The organism is Bacillus spizizenii TU-B-10 (assembly GCF_000227465.1).
GTDB lineage: Bacteria > Bacillota > Bacilli > Bacillales > Bacillaceae > Bacillus > Bacillus spizizenii.
Genome location: NC_016047.1, coordinates 1500503 through 1523613, shown reverse-complemented (window position 1 = coordinate 1523613; position 23111 = coordinate 1500503). Strand labels below are relative to the sequence as shown.

Sequence of the window (23111 nt, the reverse complement as noted above, 5' to 3'; positions counted from 1 at the left end):
TGCTGACGCTTCAATTTTAAATTCATACATAGACTTATATCCGCGTCAAATTGTTTTAAAGAGGTGAACAATGAACATTTTTAAACTCACTCGAACCGATATGGTGCGGCTGCTCTATTCCCTAAAAGGGAAAGGAGAAATAAGCCCGCTCGACATTCTCATCCAATCAGCAAACATGTCAGCAGAAAAAGCAGCCAATCATCTTGAAATTCCTGAATTTCTTACAAGATACGAACGAAAAAAGCAGAGAAAAGAATACGGTCTCTCTACAAACGAAATCGTAGAGCTTGGCAACCTATGTGAGCTGACTTCGTTAAAGTCAACTGCAATTCAAAACTGGGTAAAGCGTGATATTAAGGATTTGATCGGACACCCTGAGCTGGGCAAAAAATACTCAGTTGAACAGGCAGTCATTCTTTTAATTGTACGTGATTTAAAATCCATTTATGACTTTGAACACATACGGGCTATTTTAAAAGTGGCCTTTAACACAATCTCAGACAGATCCGATGATGTCATCAGCCCGATTGCTTATTATGAAAGCTGTGCATATGTGCTTGATGCCGTTCATCACCAAGACACGCCTTCTATGAAAGAATCGAATCTGCAGGAGATCGTCGAACAGGAGACAGAGCGTCTCCGCCACCGTTTTGAAGAACTGAATGACAGCCAATGGCTTAAAATCAGACAGATTATCGCCATTACAGTCCTCTCCATTTTGACGTTCCATATTCAGGCAACCGCACATAAAATGACAGCAGACATTATATAGTCTGCGTCACCCCCGGCTTAGAGGCCGGGGGTTTCTTATTCTCCACAACAATTGCCAGCATAAATAACCCCCGTACATTTCAAACTAAGTACGCGTTAAGAATTTCTTTATAGAAAAAGGAGATGAAAAAGATGGCGAGCAGAAATAAACTCGTTGTTCCAGGGGTGGAGCAGGCACTAGACCAATTTAAACTCGAAGTGGCTCAAGAATTCGGTGTGAACCTTGGTTCTGATACAGTCGCACGCGCTAACGGCTCTGTAGGCGGGGAAATGACAAAGCGGCTGGTGCAGCAAGCACAATCACAATTAAATGGCACAACTAAATAAATTCAGGTCTTTATTCGCCGGGGTCACTCGGCGAATCTTCAGTTTGAGCTGAATTATTATCACTGCTGTAGCCGTTTGGATTACGGCGGTCAGAAGCGTTATCCCTGCTGGACGAAGAACGATTTCTGCCTTGTTCACCGTTATTCCAGTCCCTGTGATATTGGCTTTGCCCCTTATCAGTGCGGCTGTCTTCATTTCCTTTATCTTGAGGATCTTGTATTGGGGTTTGCTCATGATCCCCATCTTTTTCGGCATTTGTGTTTTCATCTGATTCCTTTACATTCTGATCTTTGTCACTATCATCAGTCTGTTCATCCGTTTTATCTTCTTTCTGGTCTCCGGAATCCGTATCATCCAGCTGTTCATTATCTCCTTGCTTGCCGTCCTGGGCGTCAGTTGGATCGATATTTTCATCCTCATTTCCGGTATTCTTTTGATCCTCTTCCCCGGATGGATTGCTGGAGTCATCTTTTGACTCTTTAGTGTCATTTTTTTCATTTGATTTGATGTAGCTGCCTGTTGAAACGCCTTTCTTTTTCGCTTTTTCCCTCGTCTGCATATCTGACTCGAGAGATTCCATGCGGTATGTCGTTTTATATTTTTCCGTCACATCATTCAGCTGTTTTTTCACAGCTTTTTTATATGTATTGTCTTCCGTATTTTCATAAACAGTGGAAATCAATATTTCTTTCGATTTCTTTACATACCCGTGCTCACTGCAGTCGGTTATAATATCGTCAATCACCTGTTTAAAATCAGTCTTCTCCCAATCATCTATATCATTCACGACTTTCTTTCCCTCATCATTTAGAGGAGTCAGTTCAATCACTTCGTAATCGCTGTTTAACGCCATTTCGAAGCTTGGATTGATATCGATTGTCATATACGCATAGGCCTTATTATTAGAAAAAACAGGGAGAACTATAAAAATAAAAAGCATAATAGCAGTCATCGTAACAATCCCCATTTTGAAAGGGCGCAGTTTTAAAAAATCAAAAAAGCTGGCCCTTCTGCCCATGCGTGATTCACTCGGAAGCATGATTTCTTCTCCAATTTCATAGCTGCGGCGATCATTTTTGGCTTTTAAAAATTGTCCGTCAGGGGTCAGCAACGTGACGAATTTTCTATTTTTCTCTACTATAATCCCTCTTCTCATGAGTGCAGCACCCCTTTAAGATAATCTTTTAAATAAATATAATCACCCGTAATGATAATACACATCGCAATAATATATTTTCTGTTTCTCTCAATCGTTTTTCGGCTTACAGAGACAAGCTGTTCTAGCTGTTTCACCGGAAGCTGTTTCTTTGTATACAGGATAGCGGCCAACTCTTCATGTTCAACAAGGGTCATTGCCACCTTTATGGCGTTTTGCCTAGCGTCCGAATGCTTTGGAGAGTTTTCAAGCAGTTCTTTAAACGATAAACCATAATCTTTGAGCTGCTTCTGAAAATAGATGATTTCCTCCCGCCTCTGCTCCTGCTCAATCTGACGGCGGTATTCATCAATAGAAAGCTCGGCTTCAATCAGGCTTTGTGATGACTCCTGATCGTCTCCTTCCTGTAAATCGATATTTATATTTTGTGCGCTTCTGGCTTCTTTTCTGATGTAATCAATGACTTTTCTTTTTATGATTAGCTCAGCAAATGCGAGCAGAGAATTGCCTTTTTCAGGTGAGTATTTTTCAATAGCTTCATTAAACGCGATCAGTCCGATGCTGAACTCATCGTCTTTTTCATCTATATATCGTTTACAAACGGATGAAACCGTCTTTGCGATAAATGGCTTATATTGCTGTATTAATTCATTTTGAAGATCTTTATTGCCTTTTTGTATACTTTCAACAGTTTTTTCAAGCGTTTGCTTCTTTTTTCCCAATTTAAACAAAAGGCTAAGCACTGGTTTCACCTCAGTTCCTCCCTATAACTACTCATTAATGATAGCTAATTTGATAGGGATTCGCAAAGGAGAAAAAGAAATATTGATTTCCAATGTCTCAATTGTGACAAACCATTCTGACGTACTATACATGATTTCGTGCCTTTCTAGAGAATTAAGGGGGTTTTATCCGTGTTTTTTGTAACAAAGCTGTTATAAAAATGTTATTTTATTTCGTTCATGAAAACGTTTTAAACATGAAAAGACTCTGCTTTTTAAGCAGAGTCTTTCAGATTACGCCCGTTCCCGGCTGCTGTTTTTTTGTTCGTTTTGTGCGCCCTCCGGCTGTTTTTTTCCACCTGACATGAACCAGCCGCAAACCGCGATTGCCGCTAAAACACCCCAGAAGATGAGCTTCCATGTTCCAGAATGGATAAAGTGCTCAGAAACAACCGCTATGTCGTGATGGGCAAGTGTATATAAAGCAAGCTTCACTCCGACCCAGCCGACAATCACAAAGGCTGCTGTTTCTAGGCTTGGACGTTCCTTTAATAGCTTAACAAACATTGAAGCGGCAAACCGCATAATCACCAGGCCGATGATACCTCCGGCCAAAATAACGAGAAATTGTCCTCCGTCAAGTCCGCCGATCTTCGGAAGCGATGTTCCAGGAAGCGTAACTGCCAACGCGACTGCCGCTAAGATAGAATCAACCGCAAACGCGATATCTGCCAATTCAACTTTTAAAACAGTCGGCCAAAAACCGCTTTGCTTTGTCTCTTTATGCGTGTCTTCTTTCTTAAATACATATCTTTTTAATAAATGGCTTGCTGAGATATACAGCAAGTAGATCGCGCCAATCGCTTGAACCTGCCATACGTTGACTAAAAAAGAAATCGCGAATAAAGAGCCAAACCGCAGAACAAAAGCCCCTGCCAACCCGTAAAATAACGCCTTTTTTCGTTTTTCCTCCGGCAAATGTTTTACCATTACCGCCATAACCAGCGCGTTATCGGCGGCTAAAATCCCTTCCAGCCCGATCAAGACGAGAAGAACCCAACCATACTCTAATAATAATGCTGCATCCATAAATGATACCCTCCCAAAAAAGTTGTTTTCTTTCTCTTCATCCGATCTTATGCCGGCCGGACCATGCAAAAAAGACCTTTGCCGACATAAGGCAAAGGTCTTGCTAGACATGAATTCAGGCATGCCAACAAAGCCGATGGATATCGCAATCCATGAAATGACGACTTTGTTTCCGGAAAACATTCCGGACGCTACTCCCCTTTGGGATTTCAAGAAATATGATATTATACGTCAATGATATGCGCAGCGCGATACTTTGTCAACGTTTATTTTTAAAAAATACAGATAATTGTTCGGAATGGGTGCGTTTCTTCCTCTTTTTTATCAGCATATAGAGCAGGAACAGTGCCAAAATCGCTATCCCGATGGGAAGCATATATTGATCGAGAATAGAGCCGACTTCCTTCCAATTTTCACCGAGTTTCACACCGAGATAAACATATACAAATGTAATCGGCAGCATGGCGATGAACGTATAAAACGAAAACACCCAAACGTTCATTTTTGCAATTCCGCACGGTATGGAGATCAATGTCCGGATGCCTGGCAAGAAACGGCCGCTGAAGGCTACAAATCCCCCATGCTTTTTGAAAAATTCATCAGACTTATCAAGCGCTTCAGGCTTAATAAAGAGATACTTCCCGAAACGTTCAAGAAACGGCCTTCCTCCGTACCGGCCTATCCAATACAGCGTAAGCGGGCCGGCCACTCCTCCAAGTGATCCTGCCAAAACAGCGCCAAAAAGTGTCATATCACCTTTAGATACCCAATAGCCCGCAAGCGGCAGGACGATTTCAGCAGGGATAAACTCAATGCAGAGCGCTAGAAATATTCCAAAATAAGATAAGCTTTTAAATGCTTCTATCCATGACATAACCAGCTCTTCGATAGCCATCACTTCCCCTTTTCCCATATTTATGTATAATGCATTTTTGTTTTTTCGGCAAACGTCAACATGATTTTAACACATTTTTCACGGTCAGCTGAACTAAAAATAGATCTTACCTTATTTCTATGGTCTTAAAGGCTGGAACTCTGCGGTTAAGCAGCCGATAATAAAGAAGGTCAACAAGACTGGAACTCACGACACGGGGGGAATCTCCATTTGGAAATACACGTTACATATAATACAACGCTCATATGTTTATCTATTCTTATTGCCTGTGCCGCATCGTACATTTCCCTTGAACTGTCAAGGAAAGTCACTATCAACACAGGTTTAAAAAGCATAGTTTGGCTGATCGCCGGCTCACTTATTATGGGATTCGGTATTTGGTCAATGCATTTTGTAGGGATGATGGCCGTCCATATGGAGATGCCGATGCAATATGAATTCATGCCTTTAATTGCATCCATTGGCGCAACTGTTTCCGGATCATTTGTGTCATTATATTTTGTCAGCCGGAACATTCTTACATATTACAGACTGCTTACTGGATCAGTTGTGCTTGGCGCATCTATAGCATCAATGCACTATATCGGAATGTCTGCCATTTCCCGGGTAATGATTATGTACGAACCGATTCTTTTTACAGTTTCCATTATCATTGCGATTGCGGCATCTTTCGTCTCGTTAAAAATATTCTTTGACTTGGCCTTAAAAAAACATTCTGATCATCTTATGTTTTATAAAGTCATCAGTTCGTTTGTCATGGGTATCGGGATTTCAGGCATGCACTATACAGGGATGCTTGCGGCATCTTTCCACGAGGACATGGGACCGCCCGGAAGCCATATGGAGGTGCAAACGTTTCATTGGTCGATTTTTGTTACGTTAATCGTTTTCTGTATACAAACGCTATTATTATTCAGTTCCCATGCGGACCGAAAGTTTATTAAACAGAGCGAACGCATAAAGGATAACGAACAGAGGTTTCAGTCTTTAATCGTCCACAATATTGATGCGATTTTTATTTTGTCATTAGATGGAGACATTATATCATCCAATCATGCTGGTGAAGACATGATCAGAAAATTTGGCTTTAGCATGCACGATTGGAGACATTATACATCAAAGAAGATTAATCGCCTTTTTGAGCAAGTCAAAAAAGAAAAACAAGCCATTAACAGTGATAGCGATCTTATCACTGAAAAAGGCCAGTTTCACTTAAATATTACGCTCATACCCGTTGAGGTGAATCAAGAGCTGGACAGCATTTATGTCATTTGCAAGGACATGACAAAGCAGCACAGGGCAGAAAAAGAAATCCATAGAATGGCTCATTATGATTCACTTACAGATTTACCCAACAGACGACATGCCATTTCACACTTAACAGCGGTGATGAATCGCGAGCATACGTTGAACAATAGCACAGTTGTATTCTTTCTGGACTTAAACCGGTTTAAAGTGATTAACGATGCATTAGGACATAATGTCGGCGATCAGCTGCTCCAGCTGGCAGGCAGACGTCTGTCATCTGTTGTCCCTGATAATGGATTTATCGCCCGTCTTGGTGGTGATGAATTTATTATTATTTTGACGGACGCCAATACCAGAACAGGAGAAGCAGATGTTTTAGCAAGAAAAATTATCCAAAAATTCAAAAAACCATTTAAAATCCAGGATCACACGCTTGTTATATCTGTCAGTATCGGGATTGCGATATCACCGAAAGACGGGACGGATGGTCTTGAATTGATGAAAAAGGCTGATATGGCGATGTATGCCGCTAAAGAACGAAACAAAAGCAAATACAGATACTATTCTTTTTCGATCGGCAACAAAGAAACCGTTAAGCTTAACCAAGAAATGGTACTAAGAGAAGCAATCGATAACAATAGATTTGTCTTGCATTATCAGCCGCAATTCAGTGCAAAAAATCAAAAAATGACAGGTGCAGAAGCGCTGATACGCCTTGTCACACCCGATGGGCAGCTGTGTCCGCCCGGAGAATTCATCGGTGTTGCTGAAGAAACGGGTCTCATTATTGATATCGGGAAGTGGATTGTAGATGAAGCATGCAAGCAGGCAAGGGTTTGGTATGACAAAGGCTATGACCTTTCTGTCGCCATTAATATTTCCGCAAGACAATTTCAATCTGAAGATCTGATTCCCCTGATCAAGGACGCGCTTGATAAATACCAGCTCCCTCCGCAGCTTCTTGAAGTGGAAGTGACAGAAAGCATGACAATGGACAATCTCGATCACTCCAAGAAGGTTTTGTCATCTTTAACGGAATTAGGCATCAGAATCAGTATTGACGATTTTGGAACGGGACACAGCTCCCTTAGCTATTTGAAGGACTTTCCGATTCACAGGCTGAAAATCGACAAATCATTTATCGACGATATTCAGACCCATCCGAAATCAGAGCAAATTACCGGGGCCATTATTGCCATGGGACATCAGCTGTCTTTGCAGGTGATTGCTGAAGGCGTGGAAAATTCCGCTCAAAAACAGCTTCTTTACGAAAAAGGCTGTGACCATTTACAAGGCTTCTTTTTCAGCAGGCCGATACCGCCGGAACAACTCGAACAATTAATTCTCGAACAGCCGTCGCAATAACAGCGATGGCTGTTTTTTCACCCATAAGTTACTACACATGAATCATACTCCTCCTCTTCACACTAAAGAAAAAAAGGGGTTTATCGATATGCATACAATGTGGAAGGGATCGATCAGTTTTGGATTAGTAAACATCCCCATCAAGCTTTATGCGGCCACAGAAGATAAAGACATTAAGCTGCGCAGCCTTCATAAAGAGGATCACGCGCCAATCAAATACGAAAAGATTTGCACGAATTGCGAAAAAACACTCGGTCCAGATGAAATTGTGAAGGGATATGAATATGTAAAAGGAAAATATGTGGTGCTGACAGACGAAGATTTAAAAAGCTTAAAGCGGGAGCATGAGGAGAAAGCGGTTGAGATTGTTGATTTTGTTCAGCTTCAGGAAATTGACCCGATTTATTTTAACCGCTCCTACTTTGTCGGACCCGGGGATAACGGCACAAAAGCTTATACCCTGCTGCGTGAGGCGCTGCGCTCAACCGGAAAGATCGGCATCGCCAATATGACAATCAGGTCGAAGCAGCAGCTAGCCATTCTACGCGTTTATGAAAACTGTATCGTGATGGAGTCTATCCATTATCCGGATGAGGTCAGAAGCGCTGCCCATGTCCCAGGTGTACCGGATCAATCGAATGTAAACGAGAAGGAACTGCAAACCGCTATCACATTAATAGACGAGCTGACGGCTGAGTTTGAGCCTGAGAAATATGAGGACACGTACCGGCACGCCCTGCTGCAAAGAGTCAACGACAAGCTTGAAAATAAAGAAACAGCCGTCACTCCTGATAAAGCGCCTCCTCGTGAAGATGTCATTGACCTGGTCAGCGCCTTGCAAGCCAGCATTGACCGCACCAGAAAGCCGAACCGGGAAACCCCGGCAGCCGCACCAGCACAAAACGCTGAACCGAAAGGAGCCGGAGATAAAAAACGAAAAACGACTAGAAAAAAAGCCTCCGGCACGTCATAGCCCATGGCGTTCACCATGCAGCCCGTCCTTACTTCGTCACCGCCAATAGGAGCAGAATGGCGCTACGAAGTAAAATATGACGGGTACCGCTGTATTCTCCGCATCCATTCAGCAGGTGTGACCTTAACCAGCAGAAATGGCTTGGAGCTTAACAGTAGCTTTCCTGAAATCACGCAATTCGCCAAAACCGCCTTTTTGCATATGGAAAAAGATCTTCCGCTGACACTTGATGGCGAAATCGTCTGTTTGGTGAACCCTTGCCGTTCAGATTTTGAACACATTCAGGTGCGGGGACGTTTGAAAAGACCAGATAAGATTCAGGAATCGGCAAACGCGCGTCCGTGTTGCTTTCTCGCCTTTGATCTGTTAGAGCGCCGCGGAGAAGATATTTCGCCTCTTTCGTATCTGGACCGGAAAAAATCGCTGTACGATCTCATGTCTGCGGCAAAGCTTCCTGCTTCTCCAGACCCTTATGCTAAGGAAACTATCCAATATATCCCATGCTATGATCATTTTGATCCGCTTTGGAGAATGGTTACGAAATTTGACGGAGAAGGAATCGTAGCGAAGAAAACAAACAGCAAATGGCTTGAAAGAAAGCGGTCGTCCGATTGGCTCAAATATAAAAACTTTAAACAAGCTTATGTTTGTATAACAGGGTTCAACCCAAACAATGGATTTCTGACGGTGTCTGTGTTAAAAAACGGCGTAATGACACCGATTGCCTCTGTCTCACACGGAATGCGTGATGAGGAAAAAAACGCCATACGTGAGATTATGGAACAGCACGGACATAAAACATCTTCAGGCGAATTTACGCTTGAACCATCGATTTGTGCAACCGTTCAATACTTAACGATTCTCCAAGGCACATTGAGAGAGGTATCGTTTGTCGGTTTTGAATTCCATATGGACTGGACCGAATGTACTTATGCGCAAGTCATACGCCACTCCAAATCGGTCCATCCAAAGCTTCAGTTCACAAGCCTGGATAAAATCATATTTGAAAAGAATAAAAAAACTAAAGAAGATTTTATTCAGTATATGATTGAAGTCAGTGACTACCTGTTCCCATTTCTGAAAAACCGTGCTGTCACGGTCATCCGCTATCCGCATGGCTCAAGGAGCGAATCGTTTTTCCAAAAAAACAAGCCGGACTATGCGCCGGATTTTGTTCAATCTTTCTATGACGGAAGCCATGAACATATTGTCTGCGAGGATATGTCCACTTTATTATGGCTTGCCAACCAGCTTGCTTTGGAGTTTCATGTCCCTTTTCAAACCATTCAAAGCAGGCGTCCGGCTGAGATTGTGATTGATTTGGACCCGCCTTCACGAGATGACTTTCTCATGGCTGTACAGGCTGCAAATGAGTTGAAGCGGCTGTTTGACTCCTTCGGCATCACATCGTTTCCAAAGCTGTCCGGCAACAAGGGCATCCAGCTTTATATTCCCTTGTCCCCTGAGGCATTTACGTATGAAGAAACACGCCAGTTTACACAGCTGATCGCTGAGTACTGCACCAATGCATTTCCCGAGCTATTTACCACTGAACGCTTGATTAAAAACAGGCACGGCAAATTGTATCTTGATTATTTGCAGCATGCAGAAGGAAAAACGATTATTTGTCCTTATTCGACAAGAGGGAATGACCTTGGCACTGTCGCGGCACCGCTCTATTGGCACGAGGTACAAACCTCCTTGACACCCGCTATGTTTACAATTGACACCGTCGTTGATCGGATTAAGAAGCAGGGCTGCCCATTTTTTGATTTTTACCGTAACCCGCAAGACGAACCTCTTAACGCCATTTTACATCAGTTGAAGAAAAAGAGCTGACTTTCACCAGATGTGATGGAAGTGCCGTTTAGGCGAGTCATTAGCCACCTATCATTCAAGTACGTTGTATCAAAAGTAAAGTTTGTCGGGCACGCTGAAAGAGCTGACTAATGAAGTCAGCTCTTTCCATTCAACTGTACTTTTTTTCTAACCGCTCTTTTTCCTGGCGCTGGAGCGGGCTTAGCGGCTCATTATATAAATCGATATCAACCGCATATTTCGGCCGTCTTTTCACCTCAGAAAAAATCGTTCCAATATACTCTCCGATGATCCCGATTCCCATTAGTTGCAGCCCGCCCAAAAACCAAATGGAAATGATGAGCGACGCCCATCCTGCATTTGTATGGCCTAGCAGCTTTTGTATAAATGCGCCAACTCCTGCCACAGCGCTGAAGAAAAATAAAACAAAACCTAAAATCGTAAAGAATCGGATCGGCGCGACACTGAATGATGTAATCCCGTTAAAAGCGAATGATAGCATTTTTTTCAGCGGATATTTCGTTTTGCCGGCAAAGCGTTCCTTACGGTCATACAAGACTTCGGCTGATCTAAAGCCGATCATGGGAACAATGCCTCTTAAAAACAGATTCGCTTCCGGATAACGAGCGAGCTCTTCAAGCGATCTTTTATTCATTAAACGAAAATCAGCATGATTATAAATTAATTTAATCCCAAGCTTATTCATGAGGCGATAAAACCCTAAAGCGGTCGTACGTTTAAAAAAGGTATCAGTTTTTCTGCTGCGGCGGACACCGTAAACGATTTCGCAGCCCTCATGATATTTCAGCATAAAATCCCGGATCACAGAGATGTCGTCCTGAAGATCAGCATCAATCGAAATGACGCAGTCTGACCTGTTCTTCGCTTTATGCAGCCCGGCTAAAAGCGCTTTTTGGTGTCCGACATTGCAGGCTAATTTTAAGCCCGTAACCTTCTTGTTTCTTATGCTCTCCATAGCAATCAAGGCCCAGGTGCGGTCTTTGCTGCCATCATCGACAAACAGAATTTTACTGTCTTCATCGATTAACTTCTCTTCAATTAAGCTGTCTACAACCTCTGTCAGCTGACGGCTTGTCTCTTGAAACACTTCCTCTTCATTGAAACACGGAACGACGATGGTTAATACTGGCTGTGACTGTTTCAATCGATATCCTCCTTATCTTGTTTCATATAAATAAATGCGCCAGGCAGAATCTTTATGGTCAAACGTCTTAACGAGCGCAAGATGGTTTTGCTCAGCATTCTTGATCGGAACTGAAGAAAAAATATAACGCCCGCCCATTTTTTTAAATACATCTGTATTTAATTGAAGATTGTTAATCGTTTTCTTCGAGTTCTTTTTGAAATCATATCGTTTCCCGAGTTCATCAACGAAAAGATAGCAGCGGCTGCCCCATTCATCGAAATATTGTTTCAGCCGAGCGTTTTTTTCCAGCTCTTTTTCAATGATTTTCCTAAATTCATATTTATATGAGAGCGGGTATAGATTGTTATACGTATCTAACGTGTAAAACCCGTTATATTGGGCAATAGACGGATGCAGTCCGATGCTTGCCACCCTGTACGAATCTTGAGGACGCCCGATATATTCCTTAATCTCTTTGAATTGCTCGGATGCATAAAACTCCCGGAATGTCGGCGCATTGTAGTGAACGCCATACGTATATTCTTCATTAAAAGGCGCCAACACCATCAGCTGAGCAGCAACCGCAGCATATACAAGCCATTTCCATCCTCTTCCCATCCGCCAAATGAGATACAAAGCAAGCGCAAAGCTTACGTATATGACAAGCGGCCGCAGAAAATGAAAACGGGCAAAATTAAATTCGGCTAAAAAGGCAAATTTCTGCTTTGGCACCGCCCATATTTTGTTGAACCAAAATGCATACCATAATGACAGTCCGTAATTAAGCACACATAAAAACAGATAAACATGTTCTAACTTTGTCCGGTTTCGCTTGAACAGTACAGCTGCAAATACGAGCAGCAGGATCGGAAGGATGACAACGGTATGAACGGTCATCACATGATTATGCCCATAGACAAAGTTTTTGACGGATAGACGGAGAGAATGCCAAACGTCATGCCTTGATGAAATAAATTCAATCCGATGCATCGGTGCGTGCGAGAACAGCATCGAATAGACAAGCCGATATTCAACGAAAAGATAAATACTCGTCATAAATGCAATACTGCCTAAAAAAATCAGGTTCCATCTTCTATTTGTGATGGCATCATACAGCCAAAAACACGCCATTCCTGCCAAGAAAAAGAAGAAGCCTAAGACAAAGCTTGAATATAAAGGAAGCAACCCGAGCGTCAGCCACTCTCTCCAAGAGATATCCCCTTTTCGGATATTTAAAAAAGCCCACAGTGCCAAAGGATATCCAAGCGTACTTAGCATTCCCGAAGGCCAAAAAGGTGTTAAGGCAAAGGCCAGTGATACGCCTATCCGGATGAAAGCCGCTTTTGGCTCCGGAATTACATGTTTCTTCAGCAGCATATACATTCCAAAAAAAGCGACAACCCTTGTAATCGTCTGGCTTATTGCATAGGCGGTCATGGAAGAAAAGAAAGCGTGCAGCCAAACAATTCCGCTCAACTCAGTGCCAAAGGCATCCCGCGGCAGCCCGTTAATGATTTGCGGAATGGCCGCGTCAACCTTGCCAATGATTTCTCCGCTATCAGCCAGTACCTTGTACCAAGCGATATTGGAATCTAAATTGTCGTGGACGCGAATATGGGCATCTTCCTTTAAAATAAAAAGCGGGGATACATACAGCAAAAGGAGAAATAATGCGATCCAGAGATAATATGTTTCTTTTTTGTGTTGTCTCATTAATCGTAACATCGCTTACACATCCATCTGTTATTCTGACACCATATCCGGCATGTTCTGCCTCATGTGTCAAAATTTATTATCCCTTTTCCTTTCCAAAACATTCATCAGATGACAATCCGTTTTTCAACCTGTCTCTTACCCATTAATTCCCGCTATCCATAAGGCTCGATTACTTACTATACTGATAGGTGGGGAGGGGATATATTTTGTTTACAATCTTACTTTCATTGGCCATACTCGTATCTGTGCCATTTATATATAAAGCGAACCGCAATACAAAAGATGTAAAGGTCAACACCATTTCAATCGATCAAAAAGACGGCCTTTCAGCCAGAAAAAAATTAAATATCCTTCATTTATCAGATCTTCACTTAGAAAACATTTCTGTTTCACCTGAAGAGCTATATCATTTAACAAAGGACCAGCCTGTGGACATCATCGCCCTTACCGGGGATTTTCTAGATCGGAAACGTAATATCCCGAAGCTGGCAGGTTACTTGAACGCATTGCAAAAGCTGAAGCCTGCATATGGAATGTACGCGGTTTTCGGTAACCACGATTATGTATTGAAAGAAAAGGACTTTCAGAGTTTGAAGCATGTTTTAGAGGAAAACGGCTGTATCACACTGCAAAATGAACATGTTCAAATCGAGACGGCTGCAGGGCCTGTCAATATTATCGGCATTGATGATTACAGCACGAATCGCAGTAATATTACCGGCTCTTATCAAAATCTAGAAAACGGCTACCATCTTGTATTAACACACGACCCAAACATTATTCTGGATATGAAAGATGTTCATTATGATTACCTGCTTTCAGGCCATTTTCACGGCGGGCAAATTCACTGGCCAAAACCGTACCATTTGGCGAAAATGGGCAAGCTTGTGCGCATGAACATGGTTAAAGGCCTTCATTATCACCATGATAAACCGTTTTATATCAGCGAAGGCTTGGGACAAACCGGTGTAAATATCCGTGTCGGTAGCCGCCCTGAAGTGACATTTCATCAGATATAATCAAAAAAGACTGTGCTGACCAAGGCATCAGTCTTTTTTTTGATAGGTTTTCTGCAGCTTTTCTTTCGAAATAAACAAATAGGATGTATTCGGTAAACGCCGCAAGCTCACCTGCTTTGAAGTGAGATAAAAAATCGGTATATGTGTGATCTTTTTAAAGCACCTGTAAAAAGGGTTGACCGGGGTGACCACATCAAAACCGAGCCTTTCCACACCTTTGTCAAGCATTGTAATGCCCACAATCCCTTTAATTTTTTCACTTTTTTTGTGATTATTGATGTAATCCAAAAGAATCGGCATCGATTGATATACTTTTTGATAGATAATGATTCCCTTTCTGACTGCGCTCTCAATGCTTTGCAGCTCCCTGACCAGCTTAATGTTGTGCAGGTGTATTTTAACAAGCACATCATTTTTTCTTATATGCGTTCCATCGCTCAGTACAACATGATGTCCTTTGTACTTTGTCAGCCTGACTCGAAAGACGCTTTTTCGATCTTTGTCAATCAAGGTCAGTCTTGAAAAAAAGAAATAAATCGGGTCAACCACTCTCCAAATAGAAAGGAAACAGGTTTTCATCTCTTCACCTTCCTTATGATCAAAAACACCCTTATATTTTGTGAACGTTCTCCCCAAAATATAGTTGCCATATTTTTTTAGGAGGACATCATGACAAACATTCTCATTTTTCCTTTTTTAAGTATATCTACCGGGCATCACCATGTTGCAGATGCCTTGGAGGCTGAACTGGAGTCTCAAGGACTGGCAGCTGAGAAAATTGATATCTTTTCACATACGTATAGACGGTTAGAAAAACTGTCCTCTGAGGCGTATTTAAAATGGATTCAATATTTCCCGAAAACGTACAGCGGCATTTACAGGCTCCTCGCCTGCGGAAAATATCAGAATGATAAACGCTATGCCATGTACGAATGGCTGTTCACACAACAAATGAGACACATCCTAAAAGAAAAACAGCCTGATATTGCCTTCTGCACACACGCGCTGCCTTCTTATCTGCTGAACCGGCTAAAGCCGGAATATCCGAATATGAAGGTTGTGAATGTTTATACTGATTTTTTTGTGAATCAATTATGGGGGCGGGAGAATATTGATTACCATTTTGTGCCGATCATGGATGTCAAGAAGCAGCTCATGTCTGAAGGAATCGATCAGAAAAACATATACTTGACCGGCATTCCCGTTCACCGGATGTTTGAAATGGAATCAGCAGACACCTGTCAGCATCATCCGCCATATACCATCATTATCACAGGCGGCAGCATGGGGGTCGGGGGTATTTTAAAATGGGTTCAGGATCTGTCGCCAGGCGGAAACATCTTATACAAAATATTATGCGGCAGAAACGAAAAGCTCTACTGCTATGTCAAAAGTTTACGCCACCCTTTTATTGAGGCGATTCCCTACCTTCACAGCAAAGCAGAGATGAACCGTTTATACGATCAAGCAGCAGGCATCATGACAAAACCCGGAGGCGTGACCATTAGCGAATGCTTACAGAAACGGCTTCCAGTATTTATTTATCATGCGCTGCCGGGACAGGAGGAAATGAATTTGAACCTTCTAAAGGAACGGAAGCTTGTCACAGATATGAGAAACTGGGACATACAGAAAGCAGAGGAGCGTATTGCGGCATTTTTTCAATCGAATGAACAGATGAAAGAATATGAAAAACATGTCAATGGATATCTTGGCGAAATATCTGACCGGAAGATTGTAGATGTTTTAAAAAGAATGATATGACATAAAAAAAAACACTCCCTGAAACAGAGAGTGTAGAATAGTTAACGAAACAGCAAATGCTGGCTGTGAATGCCTGCTTTTTTCAGCAGGTCGATCAGCTGATCCTGTTCATCAGGCGAAAGGCCTGAAAACGCTCTCGCAATACGCAGTGCATGAATCGGATAAATTTTATCCAAATACTCATTTCCCTTGTCAGTTAAATGCGCGTAAACGGAGCGTTTATCTTTCGGATCCTGCTCCCTTACTAAAAATCCGTTTCTTTCTAATTTGTCAATGACATATGTGACGTTTCCGCTCACAAGCAGAAGTCTCGACCCAATTTGCTGTAATTTTTGCGGGCCTCTTGTGTACAGGAGCTCTAGTACAGCAAACTCAGTGGGATTAAAGCCGTGCTCTTTGCTGTCACGGATACTATGTTCAGACACACTTTTGAAAGCCCTTGCAAAAACTCTGTACAAATTCATCGCACGCTCAACTTCTTCTTCGTTAAACGATAATCTCATCATATCTACCTCGTATATAGGATTTTTATAAAAAAATAATGAAAACCCTTACATATAATAAGAGTTCAGTCCCTTACTATACGTATTCGCTATAATTCGAGAAATTCCTTCTGAAAGCAAAAAAAATCCTCATACATTATCTTGTATAAGGATATTTTTTGTGATTTTGAATGCTTCGAAAGAAATAAGCATATTCCTTCCGAAGCTCAGAAATCGTCATTTTGTTCATGACTTCTTTATTATAAACTCCAATTTGACAGAGTTTTTCAGAATAATGGCGTCGTTCTTTTTCTAAAGCGGATTTCAATAAATTACTCATAGCGTCCTCCTTCATTTTGAGGTATCCTATACACAAGATACTCTTTTTAAATGAACGTGGTATGAATCTAATGTAAAGAATTTATGTCTACGAAGATTTTCGGTAAAGTCCGTTTTGAACCGATCTTAATAATTGAAAAGCATGTTCTCCGGCAAGCTGCATAAACGTCTCCAGCATTTCATCACGCTTGATATCCAACTCTATAATTTCTTTTGCCAGCGAGACCGCTTTTTCTTCCTCCATGATTATCCTTCCTCCTCAGTTATTCGTTACATAAAGGATAAAACGCGATTGTGTGTTACGCATTATTCTTGTTAATTTTTCTTCCGTGTTTTTTCAAAAATCTTCTATTTGATGTTAGAAAATATGACAAGCGTCAGGTTTTTTCGCTTTGCTTTTTATATACTATTATCAAAAGACATCCAGGGGTGGAAAAATGGCCACAGAAGATCATTCTTATAAAGACAAAAAAGTGATTTCAATCGGGATTGTGAGTGAATTGACAGGATTGTCCGTAAGACAGATCAGGTATTATGAGGAACGAAAACTCATTTATCCGCAGCGTTCTTCAAGGGGAACGAGAAAATATTCTTTTGCCGATGTGGAGCGGCTGATGGATATTGCCAATAAGCGTGAAGACGGCGTACAAACGGCAGAGATTTTAAAGGATATGCGCAAAAAAGAGCAACTGTTAAAAAACGATCCGCAAGTTCGAAAAAAAATGCTGGAGGGGCAGCTTAATGCTCACTTTCGGTACAAAAACCGTTAAATGATAAAAGTCCGACTCGGAATTGAGACGGACTTTTATCATTTTATAATGAGTGTATGAATGTAGTGGCAATGCCAAAGTAAATTAATAAAGACAAAATATCGCATAACGTTGTAATCAGCGGTCCTGAAGCAATCGCCGGGTCTACTTTTAGCTTATGCAAAATAATAGGGATAATCGTACCTGACATCGTGCCGATAATCAAAGTGAAGAACAGTGAAGAAGCGACAACAAATCCCAGCAACGCGTCCCCCTGCCATAAAATAGAAATAATTGCAATCAGCACTGAACAAACCGCTCCGATATAAATACTGGTTCTGAATTCCCGGAAAATCAGGCGCATAATCGTTTTTTTGTTCAATTCTTCTTTAGACAACCCTCGGATGACAACCGCAAGAGATTGTGTTCCCGTATTTCCTGTCATCCCTGTCACCATCGGCATGAAAAACGCCAGCGCGACAACCTGCTGCAGTGCATCTTCAAAATAACTGATAATGCTCCCAGAAATCAATCCGATAAATAAGAGCAAAATCAGCCATGGCAGGCGCCGATACGCCGCCACGTATGCCTTTGTGTCAAAGGTGATGTCTTTACCTGAAGCGGCAAATTTTTCGTAGTCTTCATCAGCTTCCCGAATGACGACGTCGATAATATCATCGACCGTTACAATACCGACAAGCACGTTGTTTTCTTCCACAACCGGGATGGCCAAGAAATCGTAACGTTCAATCAGGCGGGCAACCTCCTCCTGATCCTGAAGAGCGTCTGCTGATATGACGCGGGTAAACATTAGATCCTGCACCTTTTCTTCAGGCTCGCCCAGTATTAAATCGCGGTAGGAAAGTACGCCAACCAGCTGTTTGCTTTCATTGATGACGTATAAGTAGTTGATCGATTCAGCTATTTCAGCAAAGCTTTTCAATTTGACGACCGCGTCTTTTACCGAATAATGCTGAGGAATCCATACATACCGGTTTGTCATCATGCGTCCCGCTGTGTCAGCCGGATAATTCATCAAAAGCTGTACAGCTTTTGACTCTGATGCTTCCATGCTGGACAAAAGCTGTTCCTTCAGTTCCTCGTCCATTTCTTCTAGCAATTGAGCGAGGTCATCGTTGTCCATTTTGTTCATCGACAGTGTTGCTTTTGTTTTTCCAACTTTATTTAAGACGGCAAGCTGATATTCGCGTTCCAGCTCCCCAATCATATCAGTGATATCATCCACAGTTAAATATGATAAATAGCGGGCACGGTGTTTTTCCGGCATTTCCTTAAAAATAAATGCCATATCATAGGGCTGAAGCTCATCAATCACGCTTCTGAAATCCTTAATTTTCCCGTCTCGCAATAAAATAATGATGCGTAAAATGAGTTCGTCATAGGTCATGTTTTGAACCATCGGGACTCGTACCTCCTCTACGGAGACGTGCCGGCCTCGCCTGAAGGTGCGGCAGATCGTCTCCTCATCGTGTAATCAATTGCCTTGCTGTCATAGTATATGGGTACTTCTTCAGATTGACTCGAATGGGGAGAGTCCATACTCCGCACCTCCTTTGATCAGTTTCGTTTTCAAGGCATAAAAAAAGCCTTCGGGATTGAAGGAGAAAGAAGCACGGCAAAAAAAGCGTGCGGGCGCCTTCAATCGTAGAGCTTTAGCACTGTATGGCATAGGATCTAATCATCCAGCTGCGTTAAAAATCACCTTATGTCGATGATTTCTGTTGACCCATTGGCGTCTTTGGACATTTTTGGGCAGCAGCGTATCTCCATACAGGAGCCTCACCTAACGAAGTTCCTAATTGAATTGACACACTGAGATTACAGAAAAAAACAAGCTGTGTCAACTCAAAAAAGTAATTAATGCGCTTTCATCACAATTACGGAACAAAACAAGGGCCTAAGCCCTTATTCTGTTGTTTGCGTCTCATCATCTTCAGAGAGCAAATGATATGTTTCATGAAGAAATAAAGCGTACTCTCCTTCCTTCGTCGGATGAGGGACATATTCAGCCTGATTGATGTATTGCTCCTCTTTCTTTTCCATGCGTTTTTCGCCTCCTTTTCTACTTAGATTGTCCAAAAGAAGGTTTCTTATCATGAAAAAACCCCGCTGCTGCGGGGTTTTGATTAGTCGTCTATCTCTTGCTTGATGATACGTCCATCCTTTGCGGATATGTCAAATTCTTCCTCGGTTCCTTGTTTCGTTTGGATCTCAATTTCGTATGTGTAAGCGCCGTCGTTTTCGTCAAGCTTGCTTTCTGTTACGGTACCATTTGTTTGCTTTAAGGCAATTTTTTCAGCTTCTTCTTTTGTGATGACGACTTGTTCTGCTTTCTCCTTTAACGGGTCATTGAGCGCTTGTTTTGTATTGATATCTACATAAACGTCGTAGTCTTCACCGTCTTTTTCGATCTCCACTTCATAGACTTCTTTGCCGTTGTAAATGTCTCTGTCGATGTCGTCCACTGTTCCGTCAACAACCGTTTTGGCTATTGATTTCGCTTCCTGTTCAGTGAGTGCATCAGTCTTTGAAGAAGCAGGCTGTGTGTTTTCATTGTTTTCTTTTGCAAACGCGTTGTAGCTGAATCCGCCAGCCGCTAAACACCCTGCTAAAAGACCAACCATCCATCTTTTCTTAAGCATATGTGATTCCTCCTTTGTTTTGTATGAGTACAGTTTACACACTCAACATGAAAGGAAAACGAGAGAAAGATGAGAATTTGATGAGAAATCATCAGTCTTCATACACAATGTTTGCAACCTTTCCCGTGTAGGCATTTATTTTCACAGTCGCTTCTTTATCATCCGGAAGATCAACATCCACTTCAAAGATGAGAGTGCCCTCACTTTTTTCGAGATCTGCGTCATCCGCTGTCCCGCCCGTTTCTCGCTCAGCAATTGTTTTGGCTTCTTTTTTCGTAATCGGTGTTTTTGGTTGATCTTCACCGATGATTCGATCGGCAGACACGACTGCTTTTGCCTGCATGTCTACCTTCACTTCGTATGTTTCTCCATCTTCTTTTTGAATGGTATATGTGGCAACACGATTCTGTTGGGTTTGTTTTTTGACGGTTCCCGGCACCCGTTTAAGCGCGAGATGCTCGGCTTCGTTTTCTGTCAAGGCAGATGGATTCAACGCTTTTACTCTGTTCATCGAAAGAATGTCAGCCGATTTTGCGTCAGCTTTTATAAAATAAGTTCCCTTTGGATTTTCAAGGGTCATATCATATGTTTTTTTATCCTTTGATTGTGTTACTTTCGTGACCTCACCTTCATAAGAGGCTTCGACTTTTTTTACGACAGCCTCCTTTGACAGTACATCCTCATGGGTTTGCCGAATGATGAGAAACGCACAGATGATGACGGCTAAAACCGCTGCTGCCGCAGCAGATGCTACTTTGATTGTTTTGTTCATCGGCCTCCCCCATTCTGTTCTCTGAATTGTATGGTGACAGCTGTTCCTTGTCCCGGCTTGCTTTTGACAGACAGCTCAATGCCGTGTTCATCGGCGATTTGCTTGGCAATGGAAAGGCCTAAACCCGTCCCGCCTGTTTTTCTGTTTCGTGCCTCATCCGCCCGGTAGAACCGTTCGAACAGGTGCGGGATATGCTCCTCAGGTATTCCGATGCCTTCATCTCTCACAGACAGAAACGGCCGTCCATTCCTCGTTCCGGCTGACATCACAATGGCTTTTTCACTATACTTTATGGCATTATCAAGCAAAATGGTCAGCAGCTGCTTGATCCGTTCTTCATCAGCTGTTACAAGCAGGCTCTCCTTATCTGTTTCAAGCAAAATGTCACGCTGATAGGCGGGCTGGAGCGTTTGCATGACGGCGCGCGATACTTTAATCAGATCGATTGTTTTCAGGTCAAGCTCAAGTCCTTTATGGCTTTTGGCCAGCGCCAGAAGCTGATTGGTCAATTTTTTCATATGCACCGCTTCTGAGTGAATGGCTTCTATCGATTCCTCAAGCACTTCCGGCTTTTTTGCCCCCCACCGCTTCATCAGGCTGCTGTAGCTTTCTATAATCGTGAGCGGAGTTTTCAATTCATGTGAAGCATCTTGAACGAACTGCTGCTGTTTATCGTAATGCTCTTTCAGCATCATCGCCATCTCATTAAATGTCAGCCCCATCTGATATAACTCGTCATGCGACTGTCCTTCCAAGGAAATCGTTTTGAATGCTTTCTCCCGCTGTATGTCTTTCATCGTCATCATTAATCGTCTGATCGGATTGATGATATGGCGGGCCAGCAAGCTGCCGGCAAAAAAAGAAGCGATACAAACAGCAGCACTTGCAGCGATTAAAATGATTTTCAGCAGAAACAGACTCTCTTCTGTGTTCTCCAGCCTTTCAACCAGCTGAAGAGATACCACTTGCCCATCGGTCCAAATAACCGGAACAGCAGCTTCAGCAAACAGTTTGCCGTCATGTTTCCTTACATCTGACGTTTCCCCGCTGTGAAAAGAGAGTGGAAAATCTTTATACCCTTTTTCTTTTGTCATGGTCATGACGGCTTTTTGGTCACCATTCACTACACGAACCATGCCGTTTGCTGGAAGATAGGCCTGCAGCATGTCCTGCAAAGCCACTCCTTCTGTTTCAGCAGCATGCAGCGCTTCGGCAATGTTATCCGTCTCATCTGCAAGCCGGGCCGCATCCTTTGAGGTCAGCGCGGACGAAAAAATGAGATAGACTGCGGTATGGACCAAAATTAATAAAATCAACAGCGATATTGATGTGTACAGATGAATCTTGGTCTTCAGCTTCATCGTTTACCCCTTAATGGCATAGCCGACCCCGCGAACGGTATGTATCAGCTGTTTTTCGTAAGGATAGTCCAGTTTTTTTCTAATGTATCTGATGTAGACGTCCACGACATTTGTATCACCGATATAATCAAATCCCCATACCGAGTTTAGAATCTGCTCCCGTGTCAGCACTTGCTGCGGATGCTTCAGCATATACACGAGCAAATCAAATTCCCGGGGCGTTAATTCCACCTCTTTGTCTCCGCGTCTCACTTCACGGGTTTTTTCGTTCACCCGCAAGTCGTCATATGTAAGAAAGGTGCCGATATCTTCTGTTTTTGTTCCATTTTGGCGCAGCGCCGCCCTGATTCTCGCAAGCAATTCCTCGATTTCAAACGGCTTGGTGACATAATCATTCGCACCGATGTCCAGCCCTGTTACCTTATCAGGGATACTGTCGCGTGCCGTTAATAAAATGACCGGTGTCTGCTGATCCGTTTTTCTCAAGCGGCGCAGCACTTCCAGGCCGCTAAGTCCCGGAAGCATGACATCAAGAAGCACTAAGGAATACCCGCCTTCCGCGGCCGCATTCAGTCCTTCTGTGCCATCGTGTTTAATAGTGACGCTATATCCTTCATATTCCAATTCAAGCTGGAGCACCCTGGCAATTTTCTCTTCATCTTCCACAATTAATATGTGCCCTTTTTCCAAATTTGATCATCCTCTCCTGTCCCTATATGAAAAAAATGATTTCAT

At 42.5% G+C, this 23111-nt stretch carries 24 protein-coding genes, 1 pseudogene and 1 riboswitch; of the genes and pseudogenes, 8 read left to right on the top strand and 17 right to left on the bottom strand.

Going from position 1 to position 23111, the window contains the following annotated elements:
- Positions 1-70 precede the first annotated feature (70 nt).
- Together htpK and sspD are read left to right on the top strand one after the other, a co-directional pair.
- The gene (htpK, locus tag GYO_RS29640; RefSeq protein ID WP_014113566.1) at positions 71-772 is read left to right on the top strand and encodes a transcriptional regulator HtpK; all 702 of its coding nucleotides are present in this window, start codon (positions 71-73) and stop codon (positions 770-772) included.
- A gap of 131 nt (positions 773-903) precedes the next feature.
- Entirely contained in the window at positions 904-1098 is a 195-nt protein-coding gene (sspD, locus tag GYO_RS29635; protein ID WP_003218568.1) for an acid-soluble spore protein SspD, read from the top strand.
- 10 nt (positions 1099-1108) lie between these two features.
- Here the strand turns inward: sspD and GYO_RS29630 are convergent, their stop codons facing one another.
- The 4 genes and pseudogenes from GYO_RS29630 to GYO_RS29615 all read right to left on the bottom strand — a co-directional run bounded on the left by GYO_RS29630 (position 1109) and on the right by GYO_RS29615 (position 4991).
- Positions 1109-2254 (bottom strand): anti-sigma-I factor RsgI family protein, encoded by a 1146-nt coding sequence (locus GYO_RS29630; RefSeq protein WP_014113565.1) that lies wholly within the window; start codon positions 2252-2254, stop codon positions 1109-1111.
- On the bottom strand, positions 2251-3006 hold the full coding sequence (gene sigI / locus GYO_RS29625; RefSeq protein ID WP_014113564.1) for an RNA polymerase sigma factor SigI: 756 nt from the start codon (positions 3004-3006) through the stop codon (positions 2251-2253). The genes GYO_RS29630 and sigI overlap by 4 nt, the downstream gene beginning before the upstream one ends.
- Before the next feature lie 264 nt (positions 3007-3270).
- The gene (locus tag GYO_RS29620; protein ID WP_041521158.1) at positions 3271-4065 is read right to left on the bottom strand and encodes a TerC family protein; all 795 of its coding nucleotides are present in this window, start codon (positions 4063-4065) and stop codon (positions 3271-3273) included.
- A 259-nt stretch (positions 4066-4324) separates the two neighbouring features.
- A pseudogene (locus tag GYO_RS29615) lies at positions 4325-4991 on the bottom strand (DedA family protein).
- A gap of 179 nt (positions 4992-5170) precedes the next feature.
- Between GYO_RS29615 and GYO_RS29610 the strand changes: the two are divergent.
- From GYO_RS29610 to GYO_RS29600, 3 genes are all read left to right on the top strand, one after another.
- Positions 5171-7573: an EAL domain-containing protein gene (locus GYO_RS29610; RefSeq protein WP_041520932.1), complete on the top strand. Its 2403-nt coding sequence runs from the start codon at positions 5171-5173 to the stop codon at positions 7571-7573.
- Between the two features lie 88 nt (positions 7574-7661).
- Positions 7662-8546 carry a non-homologous end joining protein Ku gene (gene ku / locus GYO_RS29605; RefSeq protein ID WP_014113560.1) on the top strand — a complete coding sequence of 295 codons (885 nt, stop codon included), beginning with the start codon at positions 7662-7664 and terminating at the stop codon, positions 8544-8546.
- A gap of 3 nt (positions 8547-8549) precedes the next feature.
- The gene (locus GYO_RS29600; RefSeq protein ID WP_041520931.1) at positions 8550-10385 is read left to right on the top strand and encodes a DNA ligase D; all 1836 of its coding nucleotides are present in this window, start codon (positions 8550-8552) and stop codon (positions 10383-10385) included.
- 130 nt (positions 10386-10515) lie between these two features.
- On the opposite strand, the gene GYO_RS29595 is transcribed toward GYO_RS29600, so the two are convergent.
- Both GYO_RS29595 and GYO_RS29590 read right to left on the bottom strand, forming a co-directional pair.
- Complete coding sequence (locus tag GYO_RS29595; protein ID WP_014113558.1) at positions 10516-11529, bottom strand: glycosyltransferase family 2 protein; 1014 nt, start codon at positions 11527-11529, stop codon at positions 10516-10518.
- Positions 11530-11541: 12 nt separating this feature from the next.
- Positions 11542-13236, bottom strand: a complete 1695-nt coding sequence (locus GYO_RS29590; RefSeq protein WP_014113557.1) for a DUF6044 family protein — start codon at positions 13234-13236, stop codon at positions 11542-11544.
- Positions 13237-13433: 197 nt separating this feature from the next.
- Here GYO_RS29590 and GYO_RS29585 point away from each other — a divergent pair, with 197 nt between their 5' ends.
- Positions 13434-14246 carry a metallophosphoesterase gene (locus GYO_RS29585; protein ID WP_014113556.1) on the top strand — a complete coding sequence of 271 codons (813 nt, stop codon included), beginning with the start codon at positions 13434-13436 and terminating at the stop codon, positions 14244-14246.
- Positions 14247-14273: 27 nt separating this feature from the next.
- Here GYO_RS29585 and GYO_RS29580 read toward each other — a convergent pair whose 3' ends face one another.
- Positions 14274-14825, bottom strand: coding sequence for a YkoP family protein (locus GYO_RS29580; RefSeq protein ID WP_014113555.1), 552 nt, complete (start codon positions 14823-14825; stop codon positions 14274-14276).
- A gap of 90 nt (positions 14826-14915) precedes the next feature.
- Between GYO_RS29580 and GYO_RS29575 the strand changes: the two genes are divergently transcribed.
- A complete protein-coding gene (locus GYO_RS29575) occupies positions 14916-16010 on the top strand; it encodes an MGDG synthase family glycosyltransferase (RefSeq protein ID WP_014113554.1) in 1095 nt (364 codons plus the stop codon).
- 41 nt (positions 16011-16051) lie between these two features.
- Here GYO_RS29575 and GYO_RS29570 read toward each other — a convergent pair whose 3' ends face one another.
- The 3 genes from GYO_RS29570 to ykzB form a co-directional block, all read right to left on the bottom strand.
- Positions 16052-16516 carry a MarR family winged helix-turn-helix transcriptional regulator gene (locus tag GYO_RS29570; RefSeq protein WP_014113553.1) on the bottom strand — a complete coding sequence of 155 codons (465 nt, stop codon included), beginning with the start codon at positions 16514-16516 and terminating at the stop codon, positions 16052-16054.
- Between the two features lie 133 nt (positions 16517-16649).
- Positions 16650-16832, bottom strand: a complete 183-nt coding sequence (ykoL, locus tag GYO_RS29565; protein ID WP_014113552.1) for a stress response protein YkoL — start codon at positions 16830-16832, stop codon at positions 16650-16652.
- A gap of 87 nt (positions 16833-16919) precedes the next feature.
- Positions 16920-17075, bottom strand: a complete 156-nt coding sequence (ykzB, locus tag GYO_RS29560) for a protein YkzB (protein ID WP_003218545.1) — start codon at positions 17073-17075, stop codon at positions 16920-16922.
- Between the two features lie 193 nt (positions 17076-17268).
- On the opposite strand from ykzB, the gene GYO_RS29555 reads away from it, so the two are divergent.
- Positions 17269-17601 carry a MerR family transcriptional regulator gene (locus tag GYO_RS29555; protein ID WP_014113551.1) on the top strand — a complete coding sequence of 111 codons (333 nt, stop codon included), beginning with the start codon at positions 17269-17271 and terminating at the stop codon, positions 17599-17601.
- A 43-nt stretch (positions 17602-17644) separates the two neighbouring features.
- Here the strand turns inward: GYO_RS29555 and mgtE are convergent, their stop codons facing one another.
- The 7 genes from mgtE to ykoG form a co-directional block, all read right to left on the bottom strand.
- Positions 17645-19000 carry a magnesium transporter gene (gene mgtE, locus GYO_RS29550; RefSeq protein WP_014113550.1) on the bottom strand — a complete coding sequence of 452 codons (1356 nt, stop codon included), beginning with the start codon at positions 18998-19000 and terminating at the stop codon, positions 17645-17647.
- A 17-nt stretch (positions 19001-19017) separates the two neighbouring features.
- Positions 19018-19140 carry a hypothetical protein gene (locus GYO_RS44230; protein ID WP_014113549.1) on the bottom strand — a complete coding sequence of 41 codons (123 nt, stop codon included), beginning with the start codon at positions 19138-19140 and terminating at the stop codon, positions 19018-19020.
- A 91-nt stretch (positions 19141-19231) separates the two neighbouring features.
- Positions 19232-19399: riboswitch (M-box (ykoK) riboswitch) on the bottom strand.
- A 107-nt stretch (positions 19400-19506) separates the two neighbouring features.
- Entirely contained in the window at positions 19507-19644 is a 138-nt protein-coding gene (locus GYO_RS29540; RefSeq protein ID WP_003218541.1) for a transcriptional regulator SplA domain-containing protein, read from the bottom strand.
- Between the two features lie 83 nt (positions 19645-19727).
- Positions 19728-20243 carry a PepSY domain-containing protein gene (locus GYO_RS29535; protein ID WP_014113548.1) on the bottom strand — a complete coding sequence of 172 codons (516 nt, stop codon included), beginning with the start codon at positions 20241-20243 and terminating at the stop codon, positions 19728-19730.
- Between the two features lie 91 nt (positions 20244-20334).
- Complete coding sequence (locus GYO_RS29530; RefSeq protein ID WP_014113547.1) at positions 20335-21015, bottom strand: PepSY domain-containing protein; 681 nt, start codon at positions 21013-21015, stop codon at positions 20335-20337.
- Positions 21012-22376 (bottom strand): two-component system sensor histidine kinase YkoH, encoded by a 1365-nt coding sequence (gene ykoH / locus GYO_RS29525; protein WP_041520930.1) that lies wholly within the window; start codon positions 22374-22376, stop codon positions 21012-21014. Before ykoH ends, GYO_RS29530 begins: the two co-directional genes overlap by 4 nt.
- 3 nt (positions 22377-22379) lie before the next feature.
- Positions 22380-23066, bottom strand: a complete 687-nt coding sequence (gene ykoG, locus GYO_RS29520; protein ID WP_014113546.1) for a two-component system response regulator YkoG — start codon at positions 23064-23066, stop codon at positions 22380-22382.
- Between the last annotated feature and the right edge of the window lie 45 nt (positions 23067-23111).

Coding starts and splice junctions, on each gene's coding strand:
- GYO_RS29540 (WP_003218541.1), bottom strand. CDS start 19,644: ATGGAAAAGAAAGAGGAGCAATACATCAATCAGGCTGAATATGTCCCT.
- GYO_RS29575 (WP_014113554.1), top strand. CDS start 14,916: ATGACAAACATTCTCATTTTTCCTTTTTTAAGTATATCTACCGGGCAT.
- ykzB (WP_003218545.1), bottom strand. CDS start 17,075: ATGGAGGAAGAAAAAGCGGTCTCGCTGGCAAAAGAAATTATAGAGTTG.
- ku (WP_014113560.1), top strand. CDS start 7,662: ATGCATACAATGTGGAAGGGATCGATCAGTTTTGGATTAGTAAACATC.
- GYO_RS29600 (WP_041520931.1), top strand. CDS start 8,550: ATGGCGTTCACCATGCAGCCCGTCCTTACTTCGTCACCGCCAATAGGA.
- GYO_RS44230 (WP_014113549.1), bottom strand. CDS start 19,140: ATGGACTCTCCCCATTCGAGTCAATCTGAAGAAGTACCCATATACTAT.
- GYO_RS29530 (WP_014113547.1), bottom strand. CDS start 21,015: ATGAACAAAACAATCAAAGTAGCATCTGCTGCGGCAGCAGCGGTTTTA.
- GYO_RS29620 (WP_041521158.1), bottom strand. CDS start 4,065: ATGGATGCAGCATTATTATTAGAGTATGGTTGGGTTCTTCTCGTCTTG.
- GYO_RS29590 (WP_014113557.1), bottom strand. CDS start 13,236: ATGTTACGATTAATGAGACAACACAAAAAAGAAACATATTATCTCTGG.
- sspD (WP_003218568.1), top strand. CDS start 904: ATGGCGAGCAGAAATAAACTCGTTGTTCCAGGGGTGGAGCAGGCACTA.
- ykoL (WP_014113552.1), bottom strand. CDS start 16,832: ATGAGTAATTTATTGAAATCCGCTTTAGAAAAAGAACGACGCCATTAT.
- mgtE (WP_014113550.1), bottom strand. CDS start 19,000: ATGGTTCAAAACATGACCTATGACGAACTCATTTTACGCATCATTATT.
- GYO_RS29580 (WP_014113555.1), bottom strand. CDS start 14,825: ATGAAAACCTGTTTCCTTTCTATTTGGAGAGTGGTTGACCCGATTTAT.
- GYO_RS29630 (WP_014113565.1), bottom strand. CDS start 2,254: ATGAGAAGAGGGATTATAGTAGAGAAAAATAGAAAATTCGTCACGTTG.
- htpK (WP_014113566.1), top strand. CDS start 71: ATGAACATTTTTAAACTCACTCGAACCGATATGGTGCGGCTGCTCTAT.
- GYO_RS29570 (WP_014113553.1), bottom strand. CDS start 16,516: ATGATGAGATTATCGTTTAACGAAGAAGAAGTTGAGCGTGCGATGAAT.
- ykoH (WP_041520930.1), bottom strand. CDS start 22,376: ATGAAGCTGAAGACCAAGATTCATCTGTACACATCAATATCGCTGTTG.
- GYO_RS29535 (WP_014113548.1), bottom strand. CDS start 20,243: ATGCTTAAGAAAAGATGGATGGTTGGTCTTTTAGCAGGGTGTTTAGCG.
- GYO_RS29555 (WP_014113551.1), top strand. CDS start 17,269: ATGGCCACAGAAGATCATTCTTATAAAGACAAAAAAGTGATTTCAATC.